The following is a 13,291-nucleotide window of genomic DNA, read 5'->3' as shown; positions in this document are numbered from 1 at the left end:
AGTGAGTTTGACCTCATTGACCTCATAATTGACCTCATCAGTATTTTCATCTATTTTACACCATTTAACACAATACCTTGATTTATAAGGGTTTATGGGTCGTAAATAACACTATTTTACACCATTTTACATGGGTACAACATGGGCGGCATGATGTAATAAGGGTTACAAACCCTTATTACAGCTAGTTTTTAAAGTTCTAAGAATTAAAAGGGTAACATTTGGGTAACATAAGTCAAAAAAATTAGATGCCTCTCATGAGTTCACCGAACTTATGGGAGGCATCTTTTTTCTTTGTTTTGGAGATATGCAGGTAAAAATTCTTTGTGGTGTCATCACCCTTATGGCCCATGCGGTCCATGATATCCCGTAAAGGAACACCTGCCTCAGCCAGAAGAGATACATGGGTATGCCTGAGGGAATGGGGGGGTCAGTGCTTCATTTAGACCTGCAAGCTTTAATAGTCGTCTCATGCGGTTCTCAATCTTCTTGATATAAATCGGATATCCGTGTTTTTTAGCAATATCCACAAAATCAAAATTCTTATCATGATACGTTTTGCGATATCGCATCTTCACTTCATTTTGTTTAGAGAGATGCTTGCCCGAGGTGGGATCGTCGATGGAGCAACGAACATGGGGAACTATGTAGCGGGCGAGGCGGGCAAGGAAATGATTGTACCTCTTGAAAATACTTCATTCGTGGATAAGTTGGCGGGCGCGTTGGGCACCGCTGTTATGGCTGCTATGCAATTCAATAACGGAAGCAATAACAACAAAAACTCTGGCGATCTTAATTTGACGATTGACGGCGTGAGTATTGCCCGTGTAATTGCGCCTTACCTAAATAAAGAAAGTGGCCGTATTGGTGGCGGCATGATTACAACGACATAAACAGAGGGTGGGTGATAACTTGGATCCAAATACGATAAAAGTCAAAGCAACTGCTCAGCATAAACAAGTTGCGCAAGATTTCATCTCCACTCTCTACAACGGAACGGTTGAAGAGTTCTCTGATATGCTCGCGGACTCGTGTCAGGCGTCAGTTTATACGGTTTATGAGTATTTCATCAAACCCAATAGCAGCTTGAATGATTACGATGGATTTCATGACTTTTTGGAGAATACAGTCCGGGAAGAAAATCGCGCTATCTTTTCATCCGTAAAGACACGATGCGGTGTAGCAGAAATGGCACGCTACGACTCGGATGGAGAAGTGTCCATTTACTTAGTCGAAAACACACTGAAAGTAATTCATTTTATTTCTCCTGTAGAGGCAAGCGGCGGGGCCATCCCAGTAAGGATGGTAGTCAATATGAAATATGATCCGGCGTCACAGACTTACTCTCCTTGTTGGAAGATACGGATTACAGGGAATGAATACAAAACAGCAATATAAAGTAAAGAGAGCCTCTCACAAGGGGCTCTGTTTTCATGTTAAAAAATCTTTATATCGTTCTTTTCGATGTAATCCAGTAATTCTTTAGTTTTCCGTGCTGCTTCTTTTTGTTACTTCCAAAAGGCATGAAAGAACGCTTCAAACATTAACTGATTAACATTTTCATTTGAGGGGAATGCACCAAATTCTTTAATTACAAAATCGCGATAATGTGCGTGCATTGAGTCCATAAAATTTTTTATAGCAGTAGGTGATGGTTCTCCTATAAACGTAAAGACAAACTTTCCTTTTCTTGTTTTAACTACCCTTCTGCCTTGTTCGTCAATGTAATCTTCAAGAACAACTGTTAAAGGTATCTTGAAATCGAAAATGTCTTTCCTTTTCCTGGACTTTGAAACCATAGATAGTTTTCCTTCCTCTCAGTCCCTTTTCCCCTCGAACCATTCCGCGAATGCCTTCTTTGGTATTTTATAAGTGCGACCTATTTTGACTACATGAAACGCTTTTGAGTTCACTAACTCGTAAGCTGCTGTTTTACTAATACCAAGGAACGTTTTAATATCGGCTACTTCTAAAACCTCAGGAAGATCTTCAATTTTCAAAGTCGCAATCAACTCCTCTCCAACTATTACAGTATCGACCAGGATGCACTTGTTCTAATCCATTCTTTATGAAAATTTGATTAGACAAGCTGCCATCTATGTTGGAAAATGTAGGTGGGAGGTGAGAAATTTGGATAATCAAGAACTAGAGGAAAGATTGAATTTTATAGAATATAGACAAGAATTGTTATTTGAAGATAGCCGTACTAGTCGTATTTATTTCGAGTACAAAATCACTCGAGAACAAAGTGGTAAAATTGCTGATTTGTTTGATGAGTACAGAAATTTGATTGAGAGTAAAGAAAAAGTAACCCATCATGGACTTGAGACAAAAATGTACAATATAGTTCCGCAGCTTGAACATAATTACCATTTTGTTGAGAGTGTAGCACAAGCTTTTTATGAAAGTGGAAGTTGGGAAGAAGTGTTTGAAACTTTATACGGCAGCATGCCGAAGTATCAACATTATATGTCAAGCAAAAACTAGCTTTAAGCACCCAATGTGGTGCTTTTTTTATTGCCCACAAACCGCATTTAAATGGTGAAATGATCTTTTTGCGCAGAGGTTGATTGGAAGCTCATGGCGATGGAAGAACTGATTGATCTAGGCAGTATCAGCAGAAAGAAATTATACGGCTAGAGAGGTTTTTGAATCCGTGAGAAAATAATTAGTGAAACCTTTTCGAATCAGCCTTACAGTGGAGTTATAATAAGATAACAACACTCAAGGAGGCTGGTATGGAGATGAGTTTTTATTTTATTACTCGCGGATGCAGAGAAACCGGAGATTACGATGTTTTTATTGTGAGGGATGGATTTGAAAGAAAACTAGATAAGCATGTTCGTGGAAACAAAAAGAGTGGTCTTAAAGATGCCAGGAGGATTGTAGCAAGCGAGGTAAGTGCAATAAATCTTCCATATGACGCTGTAGTTACTCACTATTGTGAAAAGCCGGGGAGAGAAAAGAATCCGCGTCATGATTGGACTGTTCAAGATTACAAGCAGCTGCTCAAATAAGCGGCTTTTTTGTTGGAAAAAACCACTAGCGAGGGCTAATGGTTAGAGGGGAATCTGTAAATGTGATTCATTAGGCTTTCTATAAAAGGTTCGAAATCGGATTTCATTGAAGCGAATCTAAAAATAACGTCATTGGTTTTTATTTCGAAAATGGTCAAGGCTCTTTTGCCGTTTGATTCTGGAATTGGACCTGGCGCAATAATTACATCTTTATAGTTTAATTTGAGATAAGTTTGCTGATTGCGAAGTATAGAAATGTGATCTTCAAAAAATTGTATTGTCGTATCAGCATCCGTAAAGCTAGTACTCATAGTTACACATCCCCTTCTTAACTAAACAAATTCGTGAATCTAACTGGATCAGCGTCTAGATCCATTGCAAATGAACCATGAACATTATGGCCGTTTGCATTTCTGAAATATCCATTATCTAAACGATATCCTTTGCTTATTGCAATATCATAGAAAATATGAACTTTCTCGGCTCCCTTTAATGCGTGATGTTCAGTTATGACAGATTCAACTAATTGCCCGGTGTTTGAGTTATGAGGAAAAACTAAAACGCCAAATTTACCATCATTGAATTTTTGAACTACAACGTAATAATCATTATATCTTTCACGAAAAATCGTCTCGATTTCACTCATGCCATAACCTCCTTTCTTGTCCTATATTTTACCACAGATAAAAATATCGAAAGAAATTTAATATAATAGGGAATAGCTTCATGAGATGACGCTTAGTTAACTATTGATATTCTCTTCATATGCTTTCATAATCTCATCTTTAGTGCGGAAGTCACCAGGCATATAATAACTGATTGGCAGAACTGGAAGTGTCAAAGTAAAAGTATCAAAATGATCATAATCATATGTTGCAAAATAACTTACATCTAACAGCCTACTATCAGGTGGGAATGATTCTAACGTCATAATGAATCCAATAGGTGCAAAGCCTATTTCACTATACAAATTTAGGTTTGTACCAGAGAGGGCTGCGGTAACTCCACTTTGCCTTGAAAAATGTGAGGCAGTCAAGTAAGCATAAATATTAATTCTTGGATCTATATATTTCGTTTCTTTATTCAATAAGAATTTTAATAAGTCAGGATATTTCTTGATGAAATCAGAATTGTTTACTGAGCAGAACATTGCAATTACTTGTTTTATAACTCTTAGTGGATACAATCTGAAGGGAAACTGAAGTGATGATTCGCCTTCACTACGTGCAAGCAAATGTCCTGATTGGTATGCCAAATCTACATAGGCTGGAACATACCAAGCTCCAGTGGAATTATTACATCGCGCACATAGCGTATAATTTCCCGCACCTCTTTGTTGAATAGGTGCATGAGTGGGAAAATAATCAGGTCCTTTGTCCATGTAATCTGCGAATTTTGGATTTCGTACTTGATGATTATTAAAGGCTGCTTCGGGAGGGATATGCTCAAAAGTAAGAGCTCCATATCTTCCGCATATATGGCATACTCCTTCAATTTTTCTTCTTGCCATCTTTAGGAATCCTCCGAGTCGAAATGAATTAAATTATAACAAAATTTACCTTATAGCGCTCTAACCATTTCAGTCATCATTTTTATTGAAAGAAAGGATATAACATGGGTGCAAAGAAACTGTTAACGGCAAAACAAAGGGGGAGAAACAAATCAGTTCTCCCTCTAATAATTAGTTCTGTTAAATTAACAAAATAATTTAACATTAATTTAACGCAAATTATTTATTAATGGTAAATGCGATTAGTAATGTTTCAGATTAAATACATGAAAAGCCTTATGTGGCGCGGGATAATGAAATCTAGTAAACAATGTTACAGAGTATACCCTTATGGGCGGAATGATGTAATAAGGGTAACAACCCTTATGCATTAAGGATTCCGTTAGCGGGAACCGACGCTTGACCTCATTTCGACCACGTTATGCATTTTAAAAAAAAAGCTTCTCATTAGTTATTAAACTAATGAAAATCTTTTTTTCTCTCTATTCCAATATCTTCTTCTTCTTAGCTTCCGCGATGGCTTTAGTGCGGCGATTCACATTTAATTTGCTGAAGATGTTGTGGATATGGACTTTAACCGTTCCTGCCGTCACGCCTAGTTGAAAGGCAATTTCTTTATTTGTCATGCCGGATGCCATCAGATTCAAAACTTCCAACTCGCGGTCGGTCAAAGAATCCATGGCATGCTCTTCAGGATTTGTAGCTCGTTGGGTTGTCGAGACGGACGCATCGCCAAACGAGTCGGAAAGCTTCCAGATGAAAAGAGCTTGCGATGCCAGAATGCGGAGCGTTTCGAGACGCTCATCTGAAAAGAGGCGATGATCCCGATTATCTTCTACATACAAGACACCTGATAATTGTTCCTGTGAATAAAGCGGCAAACAACAAACGGTTTTGCAGCGATTCAGGGCTATGTAAGGGTCGGATCGGAAAAGATCGTCCTGCGCGGCATCCATCAGCTGAACGGGTTTCTCCAACCGGGAGGTATACTGAATGAAGGACACCGGCACCTCGCCGCTTTCAACCAATGACTTGCTTTGGCTTCTTGACTCGCCGTTAGCGGCAAACACCGTTTCCACCCGCAGATCCCCATTCCTGTTAACGACCAGGCATCCCTTTTCCGTCTCGGAGGTTTCTAGGATGATTGCCATGAGCTGTTTCAAAATGTTTTGCAAGTCCACGCCTTGCGATATGGACGTGGAAGCTTTGACTATAGCAGTGAAGTCAATCTCTACTGCACCAAACTGGACTTCCTCCGATTTGTCCGTCTGCAGGGAGACAAGGCTTGCGTCTACGGTTTTTAGAGCAGCTTCCTGTGGATGGCCAAATGGCGGTTCATCCAGCCACTTCGGATATTGCCTCTTCATTTTGCTCCGCTTGGACTCCGCGCCCCATAATCCATAAGCTTCATAAGCTTCTTTGAGGTATCCGATGGCCACTCGCTCTCTGCCTTTTTGCAGATGATATTTTGCGGCCTGCTCGCAAGCTACTGCTTGATATTGGAAGTAGTTCCGCTCGCGGGCAAAAAGGATGGAGCGATCGTATAACTCGATAATATCCTTCTCAGAACCTTTGAACCGGGCGAATTCCGCCTGAAGCAGCAAAAACTTGTGCCTGAAATTTTCCGGCGCCATCCGGTCCCAGGCTTTGAACTGGCGATACCGTCGTTTCAGTCTTTTGGAACATGCGGCCTTTTCACCGGCAGGCAGGTCGTCCCAGGCAGCTATGATCGACAGCGCTTCATACCAATGATGCTCTGATAAATGGGGGGCATGGACAGAAAGAAGTTCATATGGATTGGCTTGTTCCGCAAAGCTGACTGCTTCGCGATATCGTTCGAATAAATAATAAATTTGCGCTTTGTACGTGTAGATTTGATAGAGCGTGACGGCTCTGCTCTCGTCTTTCATCACATCATCTAGAAAGTCAGATTCGCTCGTACGGCCGTCCGTGAGCGAAAAAACATCTTCATGAGGAGAGCGCAGCTTTTTCGCCATATCCATGTAGACTAATATATTTTTGAAAACGAGGTCTTCTTTGGTATGCTCGATTACCTGCAAATTTTTGCGGTTGACGTGCAGTATCTGATTCATGGAATTTCTGACATAAGACAAGTTAATAAGACTTCCGACCGCATAACTGGCGTATACGTAATCGCCCGCTTCCAAACCAAGCTTTGCAGCTTGCTCCAGCTTAGCTTCGTCATCGCGATCGTACCGCACCCAAGGGGAAATTACACCGTAGAACATCACGTGCACTTTGCATCTAACGGAAGCAATGGCGGATTGCTCAGCCAGATCGAGCGCAATTTTGCCCAACTGATAGGCCATTTGGTACTCGCCAAGCACGGTGCCTAACAGCATGCCATAAGAAGTATAAAGGCTTGGCGCCACGGGAGAGGAGCCGTATTTGTAAGCCAGCCTGATGAATTTCGAAGCAATGATGGCAAACACTTCCCGATTGGAAAAAAAGGTCGGCGCTACAAGAGAAACTAACAGTTCCATCATGACTTTGATTTGAAGGTTGTCAATCTCCGATAGTGAAAGGAGTTCGCTCATCCTTTTGTCCAACAATCGCTTCGTCAAAAGCATTTCCTTAACAATCACGAGCTTATGCGGCCGTTCCGATATGCGGATACCGACTTCCCTCAGGGCTTGCAGTCCCAATTCGATAGCTTGCGAATATTTCCCTGTATTGCTGTATTGTTCAATTTTTATAATGTACACCTGCGCTCGCTCTGTCCACGTTCTTGCCCGCTTCAGCATATCGTTAAGCCTAGCCTCCGCCTGTTCATAATGCGCACACAAATAATCGCACTCGGCACATTTTAAATAAAGCTGGAACGTGAATTCAAAATGACGCTCCCAGAAATCGTCAGTAAGGCATGCAATCCCTGTCTCGAAGTGTTGCAGAGCCGCCGAGTAGGCGGAAGATTGCATCGCTTTCCTTCCCGCTTGCTCATTCAGCCGGGCCGTCATTTCCCGATCCTCTGCGGATAGCAAATCCAATGCTTGATTAAAATGGTTTACGATCTCGAACAAAGCCTGGTCTTTTTCTTTTGACATATCAAATTCAAGTAAAAACTGGCCGGCCAAGAGATGGATTTCCATCCGTTGTGGACTGTTCAATAGGGAATAAACCGCCTGCTGTATTCGGTCATGCGTAAATTGATATTGACTGATAGCTCCTGGCTCCTCAATAAGGCTCAAAAGTCCTTCCTGCACGGCGAACGATAAAATAGGGGCAAGTTCATCTTCGATATGCCCGCTCACAGCATGCAATATCCGAATGTTGAACTTGCTGCCCAGACAAGCGCCAATCTTCAGCAATTCTCTAGTTTGGAAAGGAATCTTGTTAATACGTTCTACGAGATAATCGAGTTGGCCGTCGATCTCAGGGAATTGACTCAGAGCTTGCATGTTCCATTCCCAACAGCCGCTTAACGGGCTGAGCTGAAGGCATTGCTCGTCATAAGCCGCTTGCAGCAGTTGCTTCAAGTAAAACGGATTGCCAACGGATTTTACGTACAGCGTATGAGCGGCTTGAAAGCATTCATCAGGATCGCACTGCAGCAAATCCGATACCATCGTTTGAATATGCACGAGATCAAGCGGCATCAGCGAAAGCTGGCGGACGGAATAACCTGGATGTTCGCCTTGCAGCCACTTTTCAAGCACATTCAGGCGCCCGTTCCGCTCTTGATTCCGGTAAGAGGCAATGACGAGCAGGTGCTGACTTTCAGGGTCAACAATTAAGGCATGCAGTAATCGAAGCGAACCTTCATCTGCCCACTGCACATCATCTAAAAATAAAACAAGCGGATAATCCCTGCTGGTGAAAACTTGAACAAACCTGCGAAATACCCATTCAAACCGATTCCAGGATTCCAAACTTGGCACATTCTCGCGAGGAGGAAGCTGCCCTAGAAGCAATTTTGCTTCGGGAATAACGTCTGTTATTACGGCACCATTAGGTCCAACAGCCTCCTTTACCCGTTCTATCCATTTTTGCAAGAGGGGTTCAGGTTCTGTTAACAGCTGTCTGATGACACTTTGAAAGCATTTTATTATAGGCTCATAGGGGCCGCCTGTCTTGTATTGATCGAATTTTCCGGAGGCAAAATAGCATCTGCCAATCACGGCTGGTTTGAAGGCATTCTGGACGAGAGCCGATTTTCCTACACCGGGTTGGCCGGATATCATGACCAATTCCGTTGCTCCGAGAGAAGCCCACTGAAATGCTTCTTGCAGAACGGCCAGCTCGGACTCTCTGCCATACAATTCATCGGATACCCGGAGGGTTCTGGGATGCTTTGGCACGGTTACACTTCCTTTGATGAGCATGATGAATCTATGAAAGCAACAAGTAAAATTCGACAATATGCGTGATTTTCCTCTTGATTCCGAGAAAATTTTTGGGACTATATCATTTGGTATATGTGAAATTGGATGTTCTTAACTATACTGCTTGGGTAAGGATACCTATAGGCGGACAAAACGAAACACATTTATGGAGGTGAGGATATGTATCGAAAGCTATTATTGGCTGCCATTATTTGCTCGGGCATCGGTTACCTTTTTGCTATCGCTGATGGAAATATGATCGCACGCTGGATATTAAAGCCAGGAACTATCATTCTTATCATTTTACTGGCAACTGTCTTGCGGAACGCTGCAAAGTTTTATAAGCGTTCTATTATTGCTGGATTATTCATTTCCGCTATTGGAGACAGTTTTTTACTAGTATCAGGCAATCAATGGTTTACGTTGGGACTTGTCGCATTTCTCATTGCTCATCTTGTTTATATTTGTGCTTTCTTGACACGGTGGCGCTTTTCTTTCCTATACGCGCTTTCTTTGATTCCGATTGCGATGTATTCTTTTTTTCTCTTGCAAGGACTCCATGAAGGCATGCTGGCAGGCGGAAAGAACGGATTATGGGGTCCTATTCTGCTCTATGTCATCGTGATTTCCGTCATGATCTGGAGCGCTGTTATGAGTAGAAGCCGGCTTGCAACAGCAGGCGCAGTGTTGTTCTTCGTATCCGATTCGCTGCTTGCTTGGAACATGTTTGTCACGCCGGTTCCAGCGGCGGCATACGGGGTAATGATTTCCTACTATATTGCCCAATTTTTACTAGCAGCAAGTATTGAAAAATCATAGTTTTAGGGCTTTTCGCAGCCTATATACCATTTGGTATATGCGGATTTTTGTCGAAACAGCTATTATCAGAAGGAATTTGAAGGGAGGACAACATCTTGCATTCAGCATGGCAAAGAAGAGTATTGAAACATTTGCAAACGAGTATGATTTACCTGCTAATTATAGCGCTCCTGGCGATCAGCGGCGGGGTTCCCGCTCAAGCCGGATCGGGTATTAATACTAGTTCATTCAACAGCTTTGAAGTATCAACGGACACTGTCGCTTATTTTAGCGGTTACCTGGATCATGCAGGCAACTATTCGAAAGAAACCCCTACCTACCATTTCAGGTTTACTACAGCAGATAACTTACAAGCGGGGGATACGATACAGCTCCAATTGCCGTATCCGTATAATTTTGTAGACAATCCTAGCTTCATGTGGAGATCTAATGTAGCCATTCCTGATATCAAAATTTCAACAAGTGTCAATGGAGTACCTGTGATCATAGTAGCTTCGGCTACGACCGCATGGTCGGATGAGGGGCATCCAGCCCTCTCTTTTACACTATCGACTGGATTAGCTACAGGAGTGAATGTTGATATCCAATTGACTAATTTTCTGATAACATCCGATTATCGTCATTCTATTCCCGGCTTGGAACAGTTTGCAATTTCCACCAGCGCAAACCCTGCTTGGTTAACTGCTACTCATGGCATCTTTACCCGTAATGTGGCCAATTATTTCCCTGATGCCGATTCGTATGCAACGTCAGCTGCAACCGGCTATCATTTCAAGTTTGAGGTTATGCAGCCTATTAATCCAACGGCAACCATCACGCTTACCTTTCCTGCAGGGACGACTGTACCTGCCGCAATCCTCGCATCTCAAGTGAAAATTAACAATACAGCAGTTGCGGCGGCGGTACTATCCGGCAATAAGCTCATATTGAACCCATCCGTTGCATTGCAGAGCTTTTCCACGGCGACGATTGATATCGAGCAGGAGGCACAATTCGCCAATCCGGCGGTCCCCGGATATTATAATTTCGTGATAGCAACCAGCGTGGATACCATGGTTGCGACTCGCCGGATCGGCATGGTTTCGTCACTAGGCGCTTCTCTGGCCGATAATCCTTCGCATGATGAAGGATATGTCTCTGTAGAGGATAGCAATACCTTGCGATTTGCGTTCACGACACCGACGATTTTGAAAGCAGGGGATACGGTGACGGTTTCCAGCCCTCAGGGCACCGTTCTGTCCAATTCTGCGATATCGGTAAATGACATCATGTTGGAGTGGTCGTCCGGGGTCCAGGAAAGTATCCAAGCTTCTCCCAGCTCGGTAACTCGCGTAGCTGAGAACCAGTTGCAATTTGTTCTCCCATCGGATTATTTCTGTGATCCGGATTATCACCTCGTGTTCAATATACCTAACGTTATTGGTTATGGGGAATTCGAGATGAAGGTATCTACATCGCGTACAACTAAACCAGCGAGCGTGATACTAGAGGTCGTGCCAGATACGATTCAGAACTTCACGTTGTCAGCTGGTACGACATTGGCAGACGCACAAAATGTGCCCTATACATTTACTTTCCAAACGAATATGTCGGTGTCGGAAGGAGATAAGTTTAATCTGGTATTTCCTGTAGGGATGACGATTCCTAGCGCCATAAATGCATCCTCCGTCAAAGTGAATGGGACTCAAGCGGGGAGTGTAACTTACTCCAGTTCCTTACGAACACTAGGAATAGAAGTTCCTGCGGACATTCACATGTTTGATACGGTTACGATTAACCTTGCCGGGAGTGCCGGACTGACGAATCCTGCTATTGGTTCATATATTTTTAGCGTGTATCCAAGCGAGTTTCGTGGAGCGGCAGCTCAGGCCACGCTTAACTTTACTGAGTTGGTGAGCCCCATAACAACTGGAATCGCCGCTTCGCCGAGAACGGTGCAGTTGAAGCTGGGAAGTTCCGTCAGTCAGCAGCTCCAAGTGACAGCGTTACAATCGGACAGTACGCAGAGGAACGTGACAGCTGGAAGCGAAGGCACGGTGTATGTGAGCAGCAATGCGCATATAGCGACGGTGACGGCAAATGGTTTAATTGAGGCAAAACAGGCAGGCGCAACCGTGATCACGGTTACTTATAGTGTCTACACGGACTCGGTGAATGTTGCGATAGCGGATGCCGACGCGTCTTCGGACGGCTACTCATCTCCTCAACCGGTAACCTCAGTTCCCGAGAAGTCCCTAAATACAAGCTGCACAGAGAAAGAGAAGGAAATCTTTGCTTCCACAGGTGGAAAAGTAATACTCGAGGGAGTTGCTAACGCCGACATACCGGCAGGCGCCTTACCTGCAAACGGGAACGTCAAATTAGCTTGCATTCAAACGGAACAAGCACCACCACTAACCAAAGGACTCAATAAAATCAGTCCAATTGTGGAGCTTACTAGTTCCAGCGGGCAATCTTTAATTCATCACTTGCTGCTGGGCTTGAACTATGATTCGCAAAAAGTTGCAGCAGGCGAGAAACCGGCTATCTTCTACTATAATGAGGCTCAAGGTCGCTGGAATTATATTGGAGGCAAAGTCAACGCAGACGGTACGATTTCCGTTGAAGTTAATCAATTCGCAAAATTTGCCGTATTTTCGTTCGGCATAAACCATTTTTCCGATATGAATGGCCATTGGGCATTATCTTTTGTGGAGCGGTTGACTGGCATGGGGGCTATCCATGGCTTCGAGGATCAAACCTACCGTCCGAATCAGATGGTAACCAGAGCCGAGTTCGTGAAAATGATTGCCGACGCGCTGGCTTTAAAACCAGTTGCGGTATCGACTGCTTTCGCAGATCATGACGCCATTCCTGAATGGGCGAAGGGGGCGATAGCTGCGACTGTTCAAGCAGGGCTGATACATGGCTATGAAGAGGGCGGCAAAGCTTGGTTCAGACCTAATCAACCGATGACACGTGCGGAGATGGCTATTATTTTCGCCAAGGTTCTTGACATGCATTCCGTGGGGGAGATTAGGACAAAGATCATTTTTGCGGATCAAAAGGAGATTCCAGTTTGGGCTCAGTCAGCCGTAAGCATTAGCTCGGGGCAAAAGATCTTCGATGGTTATCAAGATGAGACATTCCGTCCTAATAAACCTGCTACACGAGCCGAAACGGCTAAGATGATCTACATGCTGTTAGAAATTTTGCACTTATGACGATACTTAAGTTGGCTGGGGATGAGAGGGTAATAATGGCTCTGTTTACCGAATATGTTCGGCTTTCTCAGTCGCAAACGGGCATTCACCCATCCGAGGATCTCTTCCAGCTACACAATGTGCAAGAATTTCGATTTCCCAATAATAATTAAAAAATCGAAGAGGCTGACTCAATAGGAGGTTACAAACCTAAAGAGCAGCCTCTATTTTGTATGAAACTATGCAAAACAAGATCCCATGGAACGTCGTTCCTTTATTGCAGAACCGTGCTTCCGCATCAGTCATCTTACTTCGCAATAATAAATTGTATATATTATTTGATTTAAAAGTAATAAAACCATATTTAAAACTTACGAAATTAATAAAAATTATCGAATATAGTATATTTGGTTAAACTAA

The 13,291-nt window shown here is 43.1% G+C and carries 13 protein-coding genes; 6 read left to right on the top strand and 7 right to left on the bottom strand.

Going from position 1 to position 13,291, the window contains the following annotated elements; genetic code table 11:
- Positions 1 to 244 precede the first annotated feature (244 nt).
- Complete coding sequence (locus LOZ80_RS25885) at positions 245 to 394, bottom strand: hypothetical protein (RefSeq protein ID WP_238173118.1); 150 nt, start codon at positions 392 to 394, stop codon at positions 245 to 247.
- 241 nt (positions 395 to 635) lie between these two features.
- On the opposite strand from LOZ80_RS25885, the gene LOZ80_RS25880 reads away from it, so the two are divergent.
- Positions 636 to 893, top strand: coding sequence for a hypothetical protein (locus tag LOZ80_RS25880; protein WP_238167365.1), 258 nt, complete (start codon positions 636 to 638; stop codon positions 891 to 893).
- A 19-nt stretch (positions 894 to 912) separates the two neighbouring features.
- Positions 913 to 1,398, top strand: a complete 486-nt coding sequence (locus tag LOZ80_RS25875; RefSeq protein ID WP_238167364.1) for a hypothetical protein — start codon at positions 913 to 915, stop codon at positions 1,396 to 1,398.
- A 110-nt stretch (positions 1,399 to 1,508) separates the two neighbouring features.
- Here the strand turns inward: LOZ80_RS25875 and LOZ80_RS25870 are convergent, their stop codons facing one another.
- On the bottom strand, positions 1,509 to 1,799 hold the full coding sequence (locus LOZ80_RS25870; protein ID WP_238167363.1) for a hypothetical protein: 291 nt from the start codon (positions 1,797 to 1,799) through the stop codon (positions 1,509 to 1,511).
- A gap of 18 nt (positions 1,800 to 1,817) precedes the next feature.
- A complete protein-coding gene (locus tag LOZ80_RS25865; RefSeq protein ID WP_238167362.1) occupies positions 1,818 to 2,000 on the bottom strand; it encodes a helix-turn-helix domain-containing protein in 183 nt (60 codons plus the stop codon).
- A 130-nt stretch (positions 2,001 to 2,130) separates the two neighbouring features.
- On the opposite strand from LOZ80_RS25865, the gene LOZ80_RS25860 reads away from it, so the two are divergent.
- The gene (locus LOZ80_RS25860) at positions 2,131 to 2,487 is read left to right on the top strand and encodes a DUF1878 domain-containing protein (protein WP_238167361.1); all 357 of its coding nucleotides are present in this window, start codon (positions 2,131 to 2,133) and stop codon (positions 2,485 to 2,487) included.
- A 251-nt stretch (positions 2,488 to 2,738) separates the two neighbouring features.
- Positions 2,739 to 3,017: a hypothetical protein gene (locus LOZ80_RS25855; protein WP_238167360.1), complete on the top strand. Its 279-nt coding sequence runs from the start codon at positions 2,739 to 2,741 to the stop codon at positions 3,015 to 3,017.
- A 35-nt stretch (positions 3,018 to 3,052) separates the two neighbouring features.
- Here the strand turns inward: LOZ80_RS25855 and LOZ80_RS25850 are convergent, their stop codons facing one another.
- The 4 genes from LOZ80_RS25850 to LOZ80_RS25835 form a co-directional block, all read right to left on the bottom strand.
- Positions 3,053 to 3,328 carry a hypothetical protein gene (locus LOZ80_RS25850; RefSeq protein ID WP_238167359.1) on the bottom strand — a complete coding sequence of 92 codons (276 nt, stop codon included), beginning with the start codon at positions 3,326 to 3,328 and terminating at the stop codon, positions 3,053 to 3,055.
- Positions 3,329 to 3,345: 17 nt separating this feature from the next.
- On the bottom strand, positions 3,346 to 3,663 hold the full coding sequence (locus LOZ80_RS25845; protein ID WP_238167358.1) for a hypothetical protein: 318 nt from the start codon (positions 3,661 to 3,663) through the stop codon (positions 3,346 to 3,348).
- 96 nt (positions 3,664 to 3,759) lie between these two features.
- Positions 3,760 to 4,527, bottom strand: a complete 768-nt coding sequence (locus LOZ80_RS25840) for a hypothetical protein (RefSeq protein WP_238167357.1) — start codon at positions 4,525 to 4,527, stop codon at positions 3,760 to 3,762.
- 482 nt (positions 4,528 to 5,009) lie between these two features.
- Complete coding sequence (locus LOZ80_RS25835) at positions 5,010 to 8,846, bottom strand: AAA family ATPase (protein WP_238167356.1); 3,837 nt, start codon at positions 8,844 to 8,846, stop codon at positions 5,010 to 5,012.
- Positions 8,847 to 9,050: 204 nt separating this feature from the next.
- Here LOZ80_RS25835 and LOZ80_RS25830 point away from each other — a divergent pair, with 204 nt between their 5' ends.
- The gene (locus LOZ80_RS25830) at positions 9,051 to 9,689 is read left to right on the top strand and encodes a lysoplasmalogenase (RefSeq protein ID WP_238167355.1); all 639 of its coding nucleotides are present in this window, start codon (positions 9,051 to 9,053) and stop codon (positions 9,687 to 9,689) included.
- 95 nt (positions 9,690 to 9,784) lie between these two features.
- Positions 9,785 to 12,892 carry an S-layer homology domain-containing protein gene (locus LOZ80_RS25825; RefSeq protein WP_238167354.1) on the top strand — a complete coding sequence of 1,036 codons (3,108 nt, stop codon included), beginning with the start codon at positions 9,785 to 9,787 and terminating at the stop codon, positions 12,890 to 12,892.
- Positions 12,893 to 13,291 lie beyond the last annotated feature (399 nt).

The sequence above is a fragment of the Paenibacillus sp. HWE-109 genome (assembly GCF_022163125.1).
Classification (GTDB): domain Bacteria; phylum Bacillota; class Bacilli; order Paenibacillales; family NBRC-103111; genus Paenibacillus_E.
Note: the sequence above shows the minus strand (reverse complement) of the source record. Positions and strands in the feature narration are given on the sequence as shown.